The organism is Clostridium sp. D43t1_170807_H7 (assembly GCF_015555905.1).
Lineage (GTDB): Bacteria > Bacillota > Clostridia > Clostridiales > Clostridiaceae > Clostridium.
On the sequence record NZ_JADNLK010000001.1, the window covers coordinates 151154 to 171422 of the forward strand.

17 protein-coding genes, 1 tRNA gene, 1 riboswitch and 1 other annotated feature are annotated in these 20269 nt (G+C 27.7%); of the genes, 3 read left to right on the forward strand and 15 right to left on the reverse strand.

The window, feature by feature from the left end:
• Positions 1–6 precede the first annotated feature (6 nt).
• Positions 7–819: an ABC transporter permease gene (locus tag I2E98_RS00730; RefSeq protein WP_195467071.1), complete on the forward strand. Its 813-nt coding sequence runs from the start codon at positions 7–9 to the stop codon at positions 817–819.
• Position 820: 1 nt separating this feature from the next.
• Positions 821–1882, forward strand: coding sequence for an ABC transporter substrate-binding protein (locus I2E98_RS00735; protein WP_195467072.1), 1062 nt, complete (start codon positions 821–823; stop codon positions 1880–1882).
• Between the two features lie 46 nt (positions 1883–1928).
• Here I2E98_RS00735 and ndk read toward each other — a convergent pair whose 3' ends face one another.
• On the reverse strand, positions 1929–2345 hold the full coding sequence (ndk, locus tag I2E98_RS00740; protein WP_195467073.1) for a nucleoside-diphosphate kinase: 417 nt from the start codon (positions 2343–2345) through the stop codon (positions 1929–1931).
• 108 nt (positions 2346–2453) lie between these two features.
• Between ndk and I2E98_RS00745 the strand changes: the two genes are divergently transcribed.
• Entirely contained in the window at positions 2454–2726 is a 273-nt protein-coding gene (locus I2E98_RS00745) for an acylphosphatase (protein ID WP_195467074.1), read from the forward strand.
• A 793-nt stretch (positions 2727–3519) separates the two neighbouring features.
• On the opposite strand, the gene I2E98_RS00750 is transcribed toward I2E98_RS00745, so the two are convergent.
• The 14 genes from I2E98_RS00750 to I2E98_RS00815 form a co-directional block, all read right to left on the reverse strand.
• Positions 3520–4251, reverse strand: coding sequence for a glycoside hydrolase family 73 protein (locus I2E98_RS00750; RefSeq protein WP_195467075.1), 732 nt, complete (start codon positions 4249–4251; stop codon positions 3520–3522).
• 216 nt (positions 4252–4467) lie between these two features.
• Complete coding sequence (locus I2E98_RS00755) at positions 4468–5874, reverse strand: sodium:alanine symporter family protein (RefSeq protein ID WP_195467076.1); 1407 nt, start codon at positions 5872–5874, stop codon at positions 4468–4470.
• A 155-nt stretch (positions 5875–6029) separates the two neighbouring features.
• Positions 6030–6127: riboswitch (glycine riboswitch) on the reverse strand.
• A 175-nt stretch (positions 6128–6302) separates the two neighbouring features.
• Positions 6303–7976, reverse strand: coding sequence for a 2-isopropylmalate synthase (leuA, locus tag I2E98_RS00760; RefSeq protein WP_195467077.1), 1674 nt, complete (start codon positions 7974–7976; stop codon positions 6303–6305).
• An 87-nt stretch (positions 7977–8063) separates the two neighbouring features.
• Positions 8064–8258: a binding site (T-box leader), on the reverse strand.
• 60 nt (positions 8259–8318) lie between these two features.
• Positions 8319–9278 (reverse strand): D-2-hydroxyacid dehydrogenase, encoded by a 960-nt coding sequence (locus I2E98_RS00765; RefSeq protein WP_195467078.1) that lies wholly within the window; start codon positions 9276–9278, stop codon positions 8319–8321.
• Positions 9279–9417: 139 nt separating this feature from the next.
• A tRNA-Leu gene (locus I2E98_RS00770) sits at positions 9418–9505 on the reverse strand.
• A 64-nt stretch (positions 9506–9569) separates the two neighbouring features.
• A complete protein-coding gene (locus I2E98_RS00775; protein ID WP_195467079.1) occupies positions 9570–10334 on the reverse strand; it encodes a potassium channel family protein in 765 nt (254 codons plus the stop codon).
• A 218-nt stretch (positions 10335–10552) separates the two neighbouring features.
• Positions 10553–12052 carry a 4-alpha-glucanotransferase gene (gene malQ / locus I2E98_RS00780; RefSeq protein WP_195467080.1) on the reverse strand — a complete coding sequence of 500 codons (1500 nt, stop codon included), beginning with the start codon at positions 12050–12052 and terminating at the stop codon, positions 10553–10555.
• Positions 12053–12124: 72 nt separating this feature from the next.
• Entirely contained in the window at positions 12125–13138 is a 1014-nt protein-coding gene (locus tag I2E98_RS00785; RefSeq protein ID WP_195467081.1) for a LacI family DNA-binding transcriptional regulator, read from the reverse strand.
• 237 nt (positions 13139–13375) lie between these two features.
• On the reverse strand, positions 13376–14335 hold the full coding sequence (locus I2E98_RS16260; protein WP_195467082.1) for a helix-turn-helix domain-containing protein: 960 nt from the start codon (positions 14333–14335) through the stop codon (positions 13376–13378).
• Between the two features lie 208 nt (positions 14336–14543).
• Positions 14544–15494, reverse strand: a complete 951-nt coding sequence (locus I2E98_RS16265; RefSeq protein WP_195467083.1) for a helix-turn-helix domain-containing protein — start codon at positions 15492–15494, stop codon at positions 14544–14546.
• Between the two features lie 25 nt (positions 15495–15519).
• Positions 15520–16629: a sn-glycerol-3-phosphate ABC transporter ATP-binding protein UgpC gene (gene ugpC / locus I2E98_RS00800; RefSeq protein ID WP_195467084.1), complete on the reverse strand. Its 1110-nt coding sequence runs from the start codon at positions 16627–16629 to the stop codon at positions 15520–15522.
• Between the two features lie 341 nt (positions 16630–16970).
• Positions 16971–17342 carry a hypothetical protein gene (locus I2E98_RS00805; RefSeq protein WP_195467085.1) on the reverse strand — a complete coding sequence of 124 codons (372 nt, stop codon included), beginning with the start codon at positions 17340–17342 and terminating at the stop codon, positions 16971–16973.
• A gap of 24 nt (positions 17343–17366) precedes the next feature.
• Positions 17367–17852: a thiol peroxidase gene (gene tpx, locus I2E98_RS00810; RefSeq protein ID WP_195467086.1), complete on the reverse strand. Its 486-nt coding sequence runs from the start codon at positions 17850–17852 to the stop codon at positions 17367–17369.
• A 278-nt stretch (positions 17853–18130) separates the two neighbouring features.
• Positions 18131–20152 (reverse strand): molybdopterin-dependent oxidoreductase, encoded by a 2022-nt coding sequence (locus I2E98_RS00815; protein WP_195467087.1) that lies wholly within the window; start codon positions 20150–20152, stop codon positions 18131–18133.
• Positions 20153–20269 lie beyond the last annotated feature (117 nt).

Below are 20269 nucleotides of genomic sequence, written 5' to 3' on the forward strand. Positions count from 1 at the left end.
TATACTATGATAAGAAAACTTGAATCTTTCATTAAGAGATTTTATTTAATACTAATTTTTATATTTCTTTATACACCAATAGTTACTTTAATGGTATTCTCCTTTAATGATTCAAAATCTATGGGAAAATGGAGTGGCTTTACTTTAAGATGGTATACCCAACTTTTTCAAAATGCTAGAATAATGGAGGCATTAAAGTACACAATAATAATAGCCGTTATTTCATCTATCGTTGCTACAATAATAGGTACATTTGCAGCAATAGGAATTCATAGAATGAAAGGAGTTCCTAAAAAAACTTTATTGAATATAAATAATTTACCTGTATTAAATCCTGATATTGTTACAGGTATATCTATAATGAGTTTATTTATATTTATATTCCCTTTACTAAATAAGATAGGAATAAATGCTCAATTTGGCTTTACTACAATGCTTTTAGCACATATTACATTTAATATTCCATATGTTGTATTATCTGTATTACCTAAATTAAGACAACTTCCTTCTAACATAACTGAAGCAGCCTTAGATTTAGGTGCAACACCAGGATATGCTATGAGAAAAATAATTTTACCTCAAATAAAGCCTGGTATAGTTGCTGGTTTATTAATGGCCTTTACAATGTCAATTGATGACTTTGTAATTAGTTTCTTTACAACAGGTCCTGGAGTAACTAACCTTTCTATTGAAATTTACTCTATGGCTAGAAAGGGAATTAATCCTTCAATTAATGCATTATCTACTTTAATGTTTATAACAGTATTAACTTTATTATTAATTGTAAATAGAAAAGAATTTACTTCAAGGGGTGAATAAATTGAAAAGATTAAAAAAATTAGCAGCATTAGTTGCATCAACTTTATTAACAACTTCTCTTTTTGTTGGGTGCGGAGGTAGCAATGCTGGAGAAAATGGAACAATAAACTTCTTTAACGTTGGTGATTATATCGATGAAGCTCTTATCAGAAAATTTGAAAAAGAAACAGGAATAAAAGTTAACTATTCAACTTATGATACTAACGAAATAATGTATCAAAAAGTTAAAACTAATCCTGGTACTTACGACGTAATTGTACCATCTGATTATATGATTGAAAAAATGATCCAAGAAGATTTATTAGAAAAAATAGACTTTAATAATATTCCTAATTATAAATATATAGGAGCTGATTATACGGATCTATCTTACGATCCTAGCAATGAATATTCTGTACCTTATATGTGGGGAACTATAGGAATAATTTATGATAGTACAAGAGTTACTGAACCAGTAACTAGCTGGGATATATTATGGGATTCTAAATATAAAGATGAAGTATATATGTTTAATTCTCTTAGAGATTCTTTAGCTATTGCCTTAATTAAAGCTGGCTACTCTATTAATTCAACTGTTCCTAGTGAAATAGAAGCTGCTAAAGATGAATTATTAGAACAAAGAAAATTAACTAATCCAGTTTATGTTGTTGATGAAGTTAAAGATAATATGATTTCAGGCGAAAAAATGCTTGCTACAGTTTGGTCTGGTGATGCAATTTATATAATGAATGAAAACCCTGATATGAAATATGTTATACCTGAAGAAGGATCTAATAAATGGGTAGATGCTTTATGTATTCCAAAGGATGCTCCTAATAAAGCTGGTGCTGAAGCATTTATAAACTTCTTATGCGATCCTGAAAATGCTAAAGAAAATGTAGATTATATTGGATACTCTACACCTAATACTGCAGCTTACGATATGTTAGATGAAGAAACTAAAAATAATCCTGCTGCATATCCTTCTGACGAAACATTATCTAAATGTGTATTATTTACTAATTTAGATCCGGAAACATTAAAGTTATATGAAGCTGCTTTTACAGAAGTGCTTTCTCAATAAAAAAATAATGCAGAAACTTAATAAATAGTTTCTGCATTATTTTTTTCTATTTTTTATAATTTAAATTAGGAAACCATATTTTCATTTCTCTTTCTGAACTTTCAATAGAGTCCGATGCATGTACACAGTTCTCTGTGATTCCTTTAGCATACCTTTTTCTTATAGTCCCCTCTTTTTGTTCTTTAGGATTCGTAGCCCCATTTATCTCTCTAACTTTATCAATACAGTTTTCACCTTCTACTATTAATGCACACAATGGACTTCTTGTAATAAATTCTATTAATGAATTATAAAAACTCTTGCCATAATGCTCTTTATAATGCTCCTCTGCTACTTTTCTTTCTACTTGCTCCATTTTTAATGCAATAATCTTTAATCCAGCATCTTCATAAAAGCTTATTATCTTTCCAATTATGTTTTGTTCTACTGCATCAGGTTTAATTAACACTAATGTTCTTTCCATACTTCCCCCAAAAATTTATTTTTTAATTTATAACATTATATGTTGTATCTACTATTTTTATATATGATATAATTCTAAATATATACTTTTTTACAAAAGGAGGAGCTTATGATTAGATACTACATAATTGTTGATGGTCGTGTCCAAGGTGTGGGATTTAGATTCTTCTGTACAATGAATGCTCGTACATTAGATTTAACTGGATGGGTTAGAAATATGGATAATGGTATGGTAGAAATGGAAGTACAAGGTGAAGAAAGTTCCATTGAAAAATTTATTAGAAATATAAAAAAGGGAAATCGCTTTATTAGAGTTGATGAACTTTATCAAAAGAAAATAGAAACACTCCCTCAAGAAAAAACATTCACAGAACGCTATTGAATAAAATTGCGCATTACATGGGGCGAAAAAATGAAATATTTATTTTCCGGAAACGGTGAAATTTTCGCCTAGAATTTATATAATTGATTCCGTAAAGTTTGCTAAAGTTTTTAAACTTAAGTGAGATTCAAAATTTCAATTTTGTAAATCGAACTTACACATTCGACGCAAGGAGAAGGTGCTTCCTTTTAAAATGAAACTCACTCTTCACTATCGCTCAGAGGAGTAAGTTCAGCTAACTAAATCAAGATTTAGAGCTTCACTTAACGCAAACTTTACTACATCAATTATTAAATTCTACGGCTCAATTTCAATGTTTCCTCCAAATTAATATTTCATTTTTTCTTTATCCATGTGTCTGCTTATAACCCACCCCTTTATAGTTAATGTTTTGTGCTACAAATTTTTCTGATATTATAGTTAATTTGTGTATTAATATTTTTAGTTTATTTAAAAATATATATTTAGAAGTTAACAATTTATTATATAAAATATAGCAGAAGTCGTTAATTTTTAAGGTGATTACGTAGAAAATTGTATCTTTTAGCTTAAAAGCTAGTGATAGAGAAAAAATTGATTATATTATCGGAAGGAAGATTATATAATGAACTTTAGAATTTAATTATTATTAGAATAAAATCTGCGTTAAGAAGCTGAGGGAATGAAATGACTTTCGAAGCTTTAGCAGATTTTATGGAAATAATAATATAAATTCTTAGTGAAATTATATTCCTTCCTGGAGATTATATAATCAATTTTTCGGCATCACGGCATTCAAGCTTTAACGAACAATTTAGTCATATTGCATTAGATTGTATTTTTCTATAAGTGATATTAGCTTATCAGCATATATTGGCTCTCCATTCTCATTTTTAACTGTACTATAGCCTGCATCTTCTAATGCTTGTGCTTGAGATTTATAGTCATTTCCATTAAATAATCCATATTCAGCATATCTTGAATTTTCATATAAAAACTTTCCATGATCCTCAATTGACTCATTAATATTATCATACTTTCTAAAATTAGCTATTGTAGAATCATTATAGTTTTCACTTGTTGCTATTGTGGCAATAGCTCCATTCCACCTTGAATCAGCCTTTATCCCAAATAAATTATTATGTGTAACTGCTAACTCGGAATTTCCCCATCCTGACTCTAATATTGCTTGCGCCATAGTTATTGATGGTAATATTCCATACTTATTATAATTACTAATAGCTCCATCTGATATAGTTTCTATAAATTCCATCTTTTCACTATCCATGTATGTATTAGAATATACTTCTTGATTATCAGAATCCTCTTCGTTCTCTTCTATTATATTCTCTTGTTCTTTATTTTCCACAGCCGCCACTTCCTGTAAATCATTTATTTCTTGGAAAATATTACTTCTCAAATTTAAAACCATTATATATAATATAAGAATTGTAAATATACCAACTACACATATTTTTTCTAATTTTATTTTTTTATTTCTTTTAGTATAACTCCCTAACCCATTGTATTTAATATTTTTTTTCATTTTCAACTCTCCTATAAAATTTAAAATACATCTTATATTTTTAGTATTTTTAAAGTAATATTGTTTATATACTTTTTGTAATTATTTTGCCTTTATATATATTTTTTTATTACATTTAATAATATGAATTTATTAAATGTTTATTACTCATTTAACTTTTTTACAAACTAAAAGGACCTATATATATTCTAATAATATATATAGGTCCTTTATTCTCTAGTTAACTTGCAACTTATTATCTTTTTCTATTTTATTTTCCCTGTTTAACTTTTCAAAAAACTCATTAGTTTCATTTATAACTACATGTCTCAATGCTATTAGACCAACTAAGTTAGGTAATGCCATTAATCCATTCACTATATCTGCCATTATAAATACTAGATTTAATGATAAGAAAGGTCCTACCCCTACAAATGCTATGAATACAATTTTATATAACTTTATTCCTTTAACACCTGTTAAATATTCAACACATCTTTCACCATAATAGTTCCATCCTATAATAGTAGTAAATGCAAAAAATATTAATCCTATATTTACTATATACTTTCCTATTACTGCAAAAGGTAACCCTTGTTCAAAGGCTAATGTTGTCATTGCAGCTCCTTCAAATCCACTATTAAAGCTTCCAGTTAAAATTATAGCCAACCCTGTCATTGTACAAATTGTTATTGTATCTATAAATGTTCCTGTCATTGAAATTAATCCTTGTTTAACCGGAGATTTAGTTTTAGCTGCTGCTGCTGCTATTGGAGCACTTCCTAAACCAGCTTCATTTGAAAATACTCCTCTTCCTACTCCTCTTTGAATAGCTATTGCTACAGTTATACCTACTGCACCTCCTAATGCAGCTTTGGGATTCACTGCACTATAAAGTATTAACATTATAGCTCCTGGTATAGCTTTAAAATTAAATACTAATACCATTAATGCTCCTAAAATATACATAATTGCCATTGATGGAACTATTTTTTCTGCTACTTTTGATATTCTCTTTATACCACCTAATGTTACTAATGCTACTAAAACAGTAATAACTACTGCACTAATCCATAATGGCACATTAAATGTTAACTTAGCTGCTGATGCTATAGAATTTACTTGCCCAAATGTTCCTATCCCTAAAAGAGCTACTCCAACTCCAAAAATAGCAAACATTTTAGCTAAAAACTTACTTCCTACACCCTTTTCTATATAATACATAGGTCCACCAGACATTTGTCCATTTTCATCTACTTCTCTATACTTAATTGCTAAAACTCCTTCAGCATACTTAGTCGCCATTCCGAAAAATGCTGCTATCCACATCCATAAAAGTGCTCCTGGTCCTCCTGCTGCTATTGCAGTTGCAACACCAACAATGTTACCAGTACCTATAGTTGCTGATAAAGCAGTACAAAGTGCAGCAAAACTTGATACATCTCCTTTTGCATCATCATCATATTCTTCGTCATCTTTTGAAAATAAATATTTAATAGCTAATGGTAGCTTAAATATTTGTAACAACTTCAACTTAAAAGTAAAATAAATTCCTGTCCCGACTAATAATATAAGTAGAGGTGGTCCCCATACTATACCATTAATCTCATTTAATAATTGTTCAATTGTTTTAAAAAATTCCATAAAAAAAATCCCCCTTAAAAATAAATTTATAGGAGGAGATTAAAAGTAACTATAAGTAAAAAAATTATATGAATATATTAACTAAATTGCGAAACTTCCTAGAATTAAGAAATTACTCTACAATATTATTCATAGTGATTTTTTACTATAAATCACTTTTATCCCCTGTCCTTTTACCTGAGAGTTTCAGTTTAATTTAAATTAAACCTTGCTCCTTCGGTGCCCTAATATGAGTCTCTCCAGAGGCTCGTCCAGTAACGGTCCTAATACCTGAAAGATTTACTTCTTCGGTGGATTTAAATCGCTCTCCCATTACCTTCATCCGAACATATTAAATTATAAAGTCATTATATACATTAAATATAATAAAATCAATATATTTTTTACAATTTATCTGATGGCTAGCTGTTGTAAAACTCCATCTGAAACTAAGAATTCACTTTATACAATCTATTTATTGCACTAATTATAGACTTTATAGATGCACGTGTTATATTACTATCAACTCCAACACCAAATGTTTTCTTATCTACATCATTTCTTTTCATATATACATAAGCTGCAGCTTCTGCTTCTGATCCTTTGCTTAGTGCATGTTCCTTATAATCTATAATAGATATATTTATTAAATTACTATTATATAAAGCTTTTCCTAAAGAATCTATAGGTCCATTACCAATTCCCTCTACATCCATCTCTACATTCTTATATTTAACTCTTGCCCTAACCTTAGTAGTCTCATTGCTTCCATGGTCAACATCAGATATAGAAAGATTTATTAATTTAAATGGTTCATCTAAATCTAAATATTCATTCTTAAATGCTTGTAAAATCTCATCTGGTTGAACTTCTCCCTTAGCCTCAGATATTTTTTGCACTACTTCTGCAAATTCTTGCTGCATTGCTTTTGGTAACTTATATCCAAAGCAATGATCCATTACAAAAGCTACTCCGCCTTTACCTGATTGACTATTTATTCTTACTAAAGGCTCATATTCTCTTCCTAAATCACTTGGATCAACTGGTAAATAAGGTACTTCCCATAATTTAGATCCTCTTTCCTCATATTTCTTCATTCCTTTATTTATAGCATCTTGATGTGAACCTGAGAATGCCGTAAACACTAAATCACCAGCATATGGATGCCTTACATGAACTGGTATTTTAACACATCTTTCATATATGTTAATTATCTCATTTATATTTTCAAGATTTAACATAGGATTAACCCCATGTGAAAACATATTATATGCAACAGTAAGTACATCTACATTCCCTGTCCTTTCTCCATTACCAAACAAAGTTCCTTCAACTCTATCAGCTCCAGCTAAAAGTGCTAATTCTGCATCTGCTACACCTGTTCCTCTATCATTATGAGGATGAACACTTACTATTATTCTCTCTCTATCCTTAAAGTTTCTACACATATATTCTATTTGATCAGCAAAAACATTTGGTGTATCCATTTGGACTGTTGATGGAAGATTTATTATTATTTTATTATCTCGTGATGCTCCCCAAACATCAGCAACTGCATCACATACCTCAAGTGCATATTCTACTTCCGTACCTGTAAAGCTTTCAGGTGAATATTCTAAAAATATTTTTCCTTCAAAATCTGAGGCATATTTTTTTACAAGTTCTGTTCCCTCTGTAGCAATTTTCTTTATTTCCTCTTTACTCATATTAAAAACAACATCTCTCTGTAGTACAGATGTTGAATTATATATATGAACTATAGCTTGTTTAACTCCCTTTAATGATTCAAAAGTCTTTTCTATTAAGTGTGGCCTAGCTTGTGTCAATACTTGAACTACTACATCATCAGGAATATAATTTTCATCAATTAATCTTCTTAGGAAGTCATATTCTATTTGCGATGCTGATGGAAAACCTACTTCTATTTCCTTAAACCCCAATTTAACTAATAAATTAAAAAATTCTATCTTCTCATCTATATTCATTGGATTTATAAGTGCTTGATTTCCATCTCTTAAATCTACACTACACCATATTGGCGCCTTTTTTATACTATTATTTGGCCAAGTTCTTTCCTTAAAATTTATTGTTTCAAATCTTCTATACTTACTATAATTTAACATTTATAAAAGCCCCCTTTAAATTTAAATATAATAGATTTACAATATATAATTTAAAATCAAGCAAAAAACCGCACAAACATCCCTCTATATTGGAGCGTGTTTGCGCGGTACCATCCAAAATTTCACTTAATTAAAATAACGGTATTATTCCGATAAAGACTACTAATATTTCATCTCTATAGCTCATGAGCGAGTTCAAAAACATTAATTTATAGACTCACAGCAACCGTCTACTCTCTGAAAAATTACTTATTTTCTACTACTCTCAATCTTTGCCTGTTTTATGACTTTTTTATAATATTACTATAAAAGTATATTTTTGTCAATACATATTCTATATTTTTATTTATCTACTCTATTTCTCACCTTACCATTATAAAACGCTCTTATATTTTCTATAACCTCATTAAATAGCCTTTCTCTAGCCTCCACACTTGCCCAAGCTATGTGAGGAGATAATATTATCCTATCTTTATTTTTCATTGTTAAAAGAGCACTATTTATTTTTATTGGTTCTACCTCAAATACATCTAAAGCTGCTCCTTTGATTTTACCCTCATCAATGGCCCTTGCTAAATCTTCCTCAATAACAATAGGCCCTCTTCCCATATTAACTAAAATAGCTGAAGTTTTCATTTTACATAATGCTTCATAATTAATTAATCCTAAAGTATTTTTACTTAATGGTGCATGTATAGAAATAATATCACTATTATTTAATAGCTCATCAAAAGATACTCTGTTAAATTCATTATTAGAATTATTACCTGTTGTGGAATAATATACTACTTTAGCTCCAAAAGCCTCTGCTATTTTAGCTACTCTTCTACCAATGTTACCAAGACCTATTATTCCCCAAGTTTTACCTTCAATTTCATAATAAGGCTTATCTAAACATGTAAATAATCCTGATTTTGAATACTCTCCACTCTTAACATAGTTATCATAGTAAGTAACCTCATCTAATAAAGCTAAAGCTGCTGCAAATGTATGTTGAACTACTGCATTAGTAGAATATCCTGCAACATTAGCTACTCCTATTCCCTTTTCTTTAGCATACTCTATATCTATATTATTAAATCCAGTAGCTACCTCTGCTATAAATTCTAAATTATTTGCATCACTTAGATTTTCTCTATTTAAAACTACCTTGTTAGTTAGTATTATATTAGCCTCCCTTACTCTCTCTTTTACTTCACTAATATCAGTAGTATCATAATATTTAACTTCTCCAAATTCATTTAACTTTTCTAAACTTATATCTCCTAATGTTTTACCATCTAATATTACTATTTTTTTCATCTCTTACTTCCTCTCTTTACTTAATATATAATAAAAAGACTATTTCTAAAAATAAATACAAAAAAAACAGCTTAACTTTTTGTAACTTAGCTATTAAATTCTGTATCTCTTCCTAAAATAGTCTTCAATATAATAAAATTGGTGCAGATGGTGGGACTTGAACCCACACAAGGGATTCCCTTAATAGACCCTCAATCTATCCTGTCTGCCTATTCCAGCACATCTGCATATAAATAACTGTTAATATAATTTTAAATTACTATAAAATTAAATTCAAGCATTATTTTCCATTTAATCCTTTAAGGATTTTAAAATCTTAGCTATATTATCAATATCCTCAATTGTTAATTCATCATAATTATCTAACATACTCTTTACATCATCTATAACTTTATCTTTATATGTCTTTTTAAATCCCTTTCTTCCTCCTATAAGTGATAATGTCAAACTAGTAGTTATAACTCCAATAATGCCTATACCTATTATCATTAATAATACTGCAATAGTTCTTCCTAATTGTGTTTTTAATAAAACATCCCCATATCCAACTGTTGTAAAAGTTACAAAGCTCCACCATAATGCATCGCCTAGAGGCATTCCTTCTACAAGAGAAATCAATACTGCACCTATGACAATAAATATTGTAGAAATCACTAATAAAAAATTCAATCTACTTTTACGTATTTCATCTTTAACTCTAATTTTAAATTTTATAGCACATATTACAAGCATTATAAATTTAATTATCTTTATACAATATGATGGGTTAATTACATTAGGCAAAATTGTAAAAGCCAATATCTTCATGTAAAATTTTATAGGAAAAATTGAAAATAAATCAATTGTATTTTTCCTTATAAATTGTTTTTTTCCTTTACTTATTACTAATCTAGTAAAATAATCGCCTATAAAGATTAATCTTACTATATTATCTATATAATAAAAAGCCCATTTAACTTCATTAGGTATATTAATAAATATATCAATTACCAACATTAATGAAAGCATAAGTGCTAATAATCCTATAAAAAAATCATATATACTCTTCTTACTCATAAAAATTATATCCTCTTATAAATATTGTTTAATATATTTATATTTATGTAATACAATTTCAATTTATGAAACACACTACTCACTTCCATTTGTAGATATAAGTTCGATTAATAAAATTAAAATTTTAAATCTCGTTTATGAAATAACTTATATTATTTAAAATTTAATTATGTTTGTCCAAAAAGGCTGTTGCATAATTCTTAGCAACAGCCCTTTTCCTATTTACATCTTCCATACATTTTTGTATATCTATAAATCTTATCTGCTAACTCAGTTGTACAGCTACCCTCTTTAATTCTCCATTTCCAATTATCCCCTAGCGTTGATGGTAAATTTACTCTTGTTTCATTACCTAAATTTAAGAAGTCCTGCATTAAAGCAATTGATACATTAGCCACACTACTCCATGCCCCTCTAATGAATCCCCAATTGTATCCTTCTTCTTCAGATAAACCTAAATATTCTTTACAATATTCTATATCAGATTTACTTCCAGTTACTTCAAACCATCCTCTAAAAGTATCATTATCATGAGTTCCTGTATATGCTATACAATTTTTTGTATAGGTATGCGGTAAATAATTACTTTCTTCCCTAGCATCAAAAGCAAATTGCAATACCTTCATTCCTGGGAATCCACTTTCTTTTAAGAATTCCATAACTTCATCAGTTAAAAATCCTAAATCTTCTGCTATAACATTAATTTCGCCTAATTCTTCTCTAATAGAATTAAATAATTTAATACCTGGTCCTTTTACCCATTTACCATTTATAGCCGTTTCTTCACCATAAGGTATTTCCCAATAACTTTCAAATCCTCTAAAATGATCTATTCTTACAACATCATAAAGTTTTAAACTCTCTTTAACTCTTTTTATCCACCACTTATACCCTATTTTCTCCATATAATTCCAATCATATAAAGGATTACCCCATAATTGACCTGTTGCTGAAAAGGCATCTGGTGGACATCCAGCAACTGCAATTGGTTTTAAAGTTTCACTGTAAATTAAGTAAGCTTCTGGATTACTCCAAACATCAGCACTATCTTCTGCCACATAAATCGGCATATCTCCTATAATTTCTATTCCTTTTTCATTTGCATAAGCTTTTAACTCATTCCATTGTTTAAAGAATACAAATTGAATAAATGACCAGAATGCAACTTCATCAGCTAATTCTTCTCTATATCTTTCCATCGCTTCAGGCTCTCTCTTCTTTATATCTTCATCCCACTCTTGCCAACTTACAAGATTAAATTTCCCTTTAACAGCCATATATAGAGAATAATCATCTAACCATTCTTTATTTTCTTTATTAAACTTATCAAATTCTTCTTTTAAAGATATATTATCTATATTTTTGAAATTATTATATGCCTTTCTTAATACATTATATTTAACATTAAATAAAAGACCATAATCTATATATTCAGAGTTATCTCCATAATTTTCATTAATATATTCCTCTTGCTTTAAAAGACCTTCTTTATTTAAAATATCAAAATCAATAAAATACGGATTTCCCGCAAATGCCGAAAACGATTGATATGGAGAATCCCCATATCCAGTTTGTCCTAACGGTAATATTTGCCAATATTTTAACCCTGATTTACATAAAAATTCTACATATTCATATGCCTCTTTTCCAAAAGTTCCAATACCAAATTTTCCTGGCAACGATGCAATATGCATTATAACGCCTGCACTTCTTTCCATATACCTCTGCTCCTTTTATAACAATAAATTTTATTATATATAAATTATTTTATACACTCTCAATATTTCTAATTAATTTAAATCTGCACAAGATTCTCTTTCTATTAGTTCTGTATCTAACAAAACATGTTGATTTTCACATTTATTTTTTAAAATATCAAATAAAATTTCTACACTTTTTATTGCCATTTCTTCCATTGGCTGTTTTATAGTAGTAATCCCTGGATTATAATAACGACTTATGTTCATACCATCAAATCCAACTATTGATATTTCTTTTCCAACAGTTAATCCACTATCTGTTACAGCCTTAGCTACACCCATTGCCATAACATCAGAAATTGCAAATATAGCAGTAATATCTTTACGCTTTTTCAAAAAATCTAAAGTTACTTCATAGGCAATTTTACTATCATAATCTCCTATAATAAGATTATCATCATTTGGTTCAATATTATTATCTTTTAGTGCTTTAATATATCCTTTATATCTCCACCAACTAACACAAAAGTCATTTTTCTCACCAATCATTAAAGCAATATTTTTATGACCTTTCTTTATTAAATAATTGGTAGCATCATATGACGATTGTAAATTATTAATTCCAACTGTAGAATACTTATCTTTACCTAATGGCGATACTGTATTAACCGAAGTTAATATAATAGGAACATCGATATTTTTAAAACTATCATCATCTAAATCTATAAAATTGCCTCCTAGGCATATTATCCCTTGTAATCTCTTTTCCTTTACAAATGAAATAATACTTTCAACCTCTTGCTCTAATACATAGTCATTTTGTTGAAGTATCATTGTATATTTATGTTCATTTATTTTACTTCCTATAACATTAATAAGTTCAGAAAAGAATGGATTAAAAACTCCTTTAACTAACACTCCTATATTTTTAGTATTATTTTGCTTTAATATCCTTGCACTATTATTAGGAACATAATTACTCTCTTTTATCACACGTAAAACATTTTCTCTAGTACTCTCTTTTACATCAGGATGATTATTAAGTACACGAGACACAGTACTAACACCTACTCCTGATATCCTTGCAATATCTCTTATATTCATTTATAAAACTCCCTTTAAAAAATATTTTGAATAGTTATCTCTGGTATCGTTACCTAGTTAATAAAAACATCACTATATGGATCACTTCCAAAATACTCCTCAAATTGGAATGATTCATTAATCTTAGCAAATATTACACTAATGAGTCACTTATGTCTATCTATAAATTACGTAAAATCAAGGTTTATTTCTCCAAACTTTTCGGTATCGTTTCCAAGTATAATTGTATCTTATTCATTAGATTTTTTCAACTGTTAAATTATTTTTTCTTCCTATATATAAGAATATTATTTTAAATATCATTGCATTATTGAATTCTCTTATATCATAGGAAGTCACTTTTTGTATTTTATCTAACCTATATATTAATGTATTTCTATGAATATACAACTCTTTCGCAGACTCACTTAAATTTAATCCACATTTAAAGAAAACCTCTATTGTCCTTATCATTTCATTATCTAGCTTCGCTATTTTAGATTTAAAATCGTTAACTATTTTATTTTTCATATCTTCTGATATAGAATCTATTACTTCTTCTAATACAAGCTTCTTATCATCAAATATTACTTCTTTAACCCCATATTTAATTGCTAATTGTAATCCCTTCAAAGTTTTATCATAAGCTTTTTTTAAATCATTATAATTATAAACATCACAATATGTTATATAATAACTTTTGCAATACAAACTATTTATTTTTTCTTTAATAATTTCAGCATCCTTTAAAACATCTTTAATATTCCCAATTACAAGTATATTATCATTATAAAGAACAACTTCAATTGTACTATTTGAATATTTCTCTTTTATATCATCATAAATTTCACTAGAATATTCACTTAAATAAATATTTATTAATTTAAATGCTTTATTTAGTTCAGGCCAAACAATTTCAACAACTTCATCATCGATATTTTTTTCACTTAATAAAGTTCTGGCTAAATCGTCCTTTTTAATTATTATTTTGTCAAGTCTACTTTCTAAAAAACGTGTTAATAAATTAATAGCATTAATATATTCTTCACCTGTTATTAGAGTATACTTAATGCCTCTATACTCTGATCTTTTTCTAAGATACTTTTTTTGAATTTTAAATGTTGGTGAAGAGTACATACCTACCCCATCCATAATTAATTGAAATGCTGTTTTAGACTCGTAATATATGTCATTTACCACCCGCTCTACAAACTTCACTATATCCCCCCTAAGAAACCATAATTATATTATTATATATTAAAATAAACCCACCTTTCGGTATCGTTCCCGTTTTTCTTAAATTTTTTCTACCAAGACTTCAGTACTAAAAATCTTGGTAGAAATAGAAGAAATTCTCAAATATTTCCTCTGCTTAAGTGTGTCGGTATCGTTCCCGTTACCATTATACATTATCTTGAAAACATTTTCAAGTATTTTTTTCATTTTTTTCTTTCCAAATAAAGAAAATTATTTTTAATAATACTGCTTCATTAAATTCTCTTATATCATAATTAGTATATTTTTGGATTTTATCTAATCTGTATATTAAAGTATTTCTATGAATATATAATTCTTTAGCGGCATCACTTAGATTTAATCCACATTTAAAAAACACTTCCATAGTTCTAATCATTTCATTATCTAATTTTGATATGCCATTTTTAAACTTATCATATATATCTTTCTTCATTTTACTTGATACAGAATCTATTATTCCTTCTAATATAAGTCTATTTGCATCAAATATACTTTCAATAATATTATATTTAATTGCTAATTCAATTTTATAACAAGTATCTTCATAATATTTTTTTAAATTTAAATAATTATCAATTTCACAATAGCTTATGTAACACTTTCCCGATACTATACTTTCTATTGTATTTTTTATACTTTGAGCATGTTCTAATACATCTTCAAATCTACCAATCATAAGTATATTGCCTTTATAAAATAATATCTCAATATCACTATTTAAGTAAACTTGCTTAATATATGACAATAATTCCTCATTATAATTATCTACATATATATTAATTAAGTTAAATTCTTTTGTAATAACTGGCCAACTTGATTTTATTACTCCATTTTCTACTTCCCTGCCCGTTAATAATAATGAAACTATACTATTTCTATTTAAGTATACATATTTCAATTTTTCTTCTATACAAAACTGCAATAAATCAATTGTAACACTGAGTGCTGCATTTGTTCTTATGTAGCACTCAGTGTTATTATAACAAAAATATTTTTCTATATAATCTTGTACCAATTCAAATTGAGGTGTAGAAAATTCTCCTACTTCATTAATTATTAATTGGAAGGGCACCTTACATTTACTGTATATTTCATTTACCAGCTTCTCAATACACTTCACAATATCTCCCCTAAAAAATTAATTATTATACAACTCTTATTTCTGTTTCTTTATCAAATACATGTAACTTTTCTGCTCTTAAATGAAGTTTTGCAACTTCTCCAATTTTTAAATTAGTTGTTCCTTCAACTCTTACGTTTAATGGATCTTTTCCACATCTAGTATAAATATAACTTTCTGCTCCCATAAGCTCTATAACTTCTACATTTCCCTTAACTATGCTATTTGGATTTTCTGCAATAAGCTCTGCATCATCACTTAAATGTTCTGGTCTTATACCTAATGTAACAGTCTTTCCAATATATCCTTCCTTAACTAAAGTTTCAGCCTTTTCTTTAGGAAGTACTATTTTGTTATCACCAAATATTGCAATGACTTCATTTCCATCTTTTTCAATTCTACCTTCTAAGAAGTTCATTTGTGGACTTCCAATAAATCCAGCAACGAAAAGATTTGCAGGGTAATTATAAATATTTTGTGGTGAATCAACTTGTTGAATAATACCATCTTTCATAACAACAATCCTAGTACCCATTGTCATAGCTTCTACTTGGTCATGTGTTACATATATAAATGTAGTTTGTAACTTTCTATATAATTTTATAATTTCTGTTCTCATTTGAACTCTTAACTTAGCATCTAAGTTTGATAGTGGCTCGTCCATTAAGAATACTTTTGGATGTCTAACAATAGCTCTTCCTAAAGCAACTCTTTGTCTTTGACCTCCAGATAAAGCCTTTGGTTTTCTCTTTAATAAATGTTCAATATCTAGGATCTTTGCTGCTTCTGTAACCTTTTGTTCAATTTCAGCTTTTGGAACCTTTCTTAACTTTAAAGCAAATGCCATGTTATCGAAAACTGTCATATGTGGGTATAAAGCATAGTTTTGGAAAACCATTGCTATATCTCTTTCCTTAGGTTCTACATCATTTACTAGCTTGTCCCCAATGTATAACTCCCCTTTTGATATATCTTCAAGACCGGCGATCATTCTTAATGTTGTTGATTTACCACATCCTGATGGTCCAACGAATACGATGAATTCCTTATCTTCAATTTCTAAATTAAAATCTTTAACTGCTGTTACGTCACCTTGATATATTTTATAAATATGTTGTAATGATAAACTTGCCATTTTTATTCCTCCCATAAATTCACTTCACTTCATATATTTATTGTATACCCTGTAACTGTTTTCATCTATATATAATATTTACAAATATGTAATTTACTTTTTGTAATATTATCCAATTTTACAATTTATCTATATATATTTTTCATTATATACTATTTAAAAAATTTTTAAAACAATTTACCATTATTAAATAATAAAATCCATCAAAAAAACAATACATAAAGAATACTTTAATCTTAAATCATGTTTATACTTATTTAAGCATAACTTATTGTAACTATTCTTTATGTATTAGTAAGTTATTCAAATATTAATTACTCTATATTTAAACTATTGTATAATTAATCAATTTCACTCTCCATTTGCTTTTTTAATTGTTTTGCAAATTCTTTTTGTTCTTTTCTATCTTCTTTTTCTAATTCTCTTATATCCTTATCTATTTCTTTTGCCATCTTTTTTGCATCTTTTTCTTCTTCTTTATAATCCTTTTTTTCTTGTTTTAATTGATGCTTTGCTTCATGATCTAATTCTCTATTTTGTTTCTTTAATTCATGCTGTTCATGTCTTTCCTCTCTTCTTTCAGCCTTTACTTCTTCCTTCATTTGATGCTTTATTTCATGAGCAAATTTCTTTTCTTCATGTCTTTCATGTCTTTCTTCCTTTTTTTCTTCATGGTGTATCTTCATTTCATCTATTTTCTCTTTTATGCTCATTATTATCTCTCCTTAGAATAAAATTTATTTTACAGCATTTAAAGCACTTTCATAATCTGGTTCATTTATAACATCTTTGCAATATTCAACATATGTAATTTTATTATTTTCATCTACTACAAATATAGCTCTTGTTAAAAAACAAAATTCTTCAATTAATGCTCCATAATTTTTACCAAAGCTCTTTTGCTTATAATCTGAGACTGTTTTTACTCTATCCACTCCAGCATTTCCACACCATCTTACTTGTGCAAAAGGTAAATCCATAGATACTACATAAACTGTAACATCCTCAAGTTTTGAAGCTTCTTCATTAAACTTTCTTACTTCCATATCGCAAACTGAAGTATCTAATGATGGTACTGTTACAAATATTCTTTTTCCCTTTGTATCACTTAGTGTTAAATCCTTTAATGTATTATCCACAACTAAAAAGTCTGGTGCAGTATCTCCAACTTTTACTTGTTCTCCTACAAGAGTAACTGGATCCCCATTAAATGTTATTTTCATTTGGTTACCTCCTTCATAAAGTTTTATTAACTAAATTTTAATTCTTAATTTCATTTAAACCATACATTAATATATTTCCCCATGTTATTAATTTTAATTAGTTCTCCTTGCTATTAAATAAAAGCAAAAAATGTCATAATTACATCTTTGGCTTTTATTTTACATTTGTTATAATTCAATCCAATAACTTATGATATTCTTTTCTTATATCTTTCTCAGAGTTTATTTTATATTTTGAATCAAAAAAATAAATACTAGTTAAACCAGTCTTTAAAATATCATTTTATTATATTTACAAATGTTTCATTATAAGTTATTTGTCCACCTATATCAGATGCACCACTATTAGTAAGGTAATTAGGATTTCCATGCTTCTCCCACCAACCTACATACATCATCACAACATAATTACTAATAGAATCATCTATTACCATCTGAACTCTTATTTGTCCATTATTTGATTTTAAACTTACTATTTCATTTTCTTCTAGTTCTAGTTCTAATTCATTAGCCATTCTACTATTTATATACGCTTTTGCAATATTAACTTCATCCATAAAGTGTTGACTTGATAAACTATCTTTTCCATGGTTAGTTAATAATCTAAAAAGTTTTTCTTCTTTTATTTTATCTAAATTATTTCTTTTATATTTTAATTTATCACATTTTAGTATCTCAAATTTGCCACTATTAGTTAGGAACTTCTTATCTTCCCATGCAATACTATTATGAATAGTAATATAATTATCTTTAATAAAGTCTAAACTAATATTTTTAAATTTATCATTTAATGGTTCTATTACTTTTTCTAAATAAGCTTTTTTATCTACAAAAGGATATTCATTTATGTTTAATCTTTTTGCTAATTCCATAAAGAAATAATATTCATCCATTAACTTTTCATCAATATCTACTAACTTTTCATTATAAACTAAATATGGATTCATCATTGAACTAAATAATAAATCTTCACTTTCTAATGTATTTGTTGTAGGAATAAACAAATCACATTCCTTGGCTGTATCAGTCATAAACATATCAAAACACACTTTAAACTCAACTTTAGATAAGCTTTTCTTTAATTTATTTAAATTTGGGAGTTGATTTAAAATATTGCTTTTTGTGATTATTGCCATTTTTATTGGTATATCAAGCACAATACTATTATTAATATTTTTATCATTTATAAAAATATTATCTTTATAATATGTCTTTCCATTATTACAACTATCTATAAAATCACTTATTTCATTAGTGTAAAAATATCTATTATTTGCAACACTTTCACTATCATAAGGATCTAAATTCAATATCTTAGGATATACTTTATTTGCATAATTTACTCCACCACCACTAAATCCTATTTGCCCTGTAATAGCTCCTAATGCATCTATTGCTCTAATAGTGTTTCCACCATTTTTATACTTTTGCATTCCAAACCCTAATAATATAGTAGAATATTTTTCACCATATAATTTTGCTAACTTTATAATATCATCTATAGCCACTCCACTAGCATCACTTAATTCTTGCATTTCTAATGATAATATATACTTCTTATAATCATCAAATCCATTAACAAATCTATTAATATATTCTTGATCATAAATATTTTCTTCTATTATTACTTTTGCCATGGCAAGAGCTAATGGTAAATCCCCGTTTACATTAACTCTTATATACATATCTGCTAATTTAGCAGTTGCTGTTTCAATTGGATCTATAACTATAATTTTACTTCCATTTGCTTTTGCCTTTCTAATGATTTTCATAGTATGTATTGTAGTATTAGCTGGATTTTTACCCCATACAAAAATATTTTTACTATTTAACATATCCTCTAATGAATGGCTTTTAGATTCACCAAAATCTAGCTTTTGAGCTGCAATTCCAGCACTCCAACATGGTCCTCCTTTAGAGAAACTTCCTCCACCATAAAAGTTTAAAAATTTCTCTCCAATACTTTTTAAAAGAGATCCATTGCCATACTGTTCATAATAAAGAATGGATTTACTCCCAAATTCCTTTTTATATAAATTTAGCTTTTCAGCCATAATATCTATAGCTTCATTAAAAGATATCTCTTTCCACTCTCCCACTTCTTTTAAAAGCGGTTTATATATTCTATCTTTATGATTTAATCTATCTAAATGAGCTAACCCTTTTTTACATATAAATCCTTTTGTATAAGGATGCTCCTTATCACCTTCAATTTTAACCACTTTATTATCTTCTACATAAACATTAAACTTACAACAATCAGCACAATCTAATGTACATCCATGACTTAACTTTTTCATTTTCATCCTCCTTGCTACTACTCTATTATACTATCAAATATAACTATAAAATTCTCCTATATTTTTCCTATATACATATACTTTCCTATATATTATAAAAAAGTTATACTATTAATA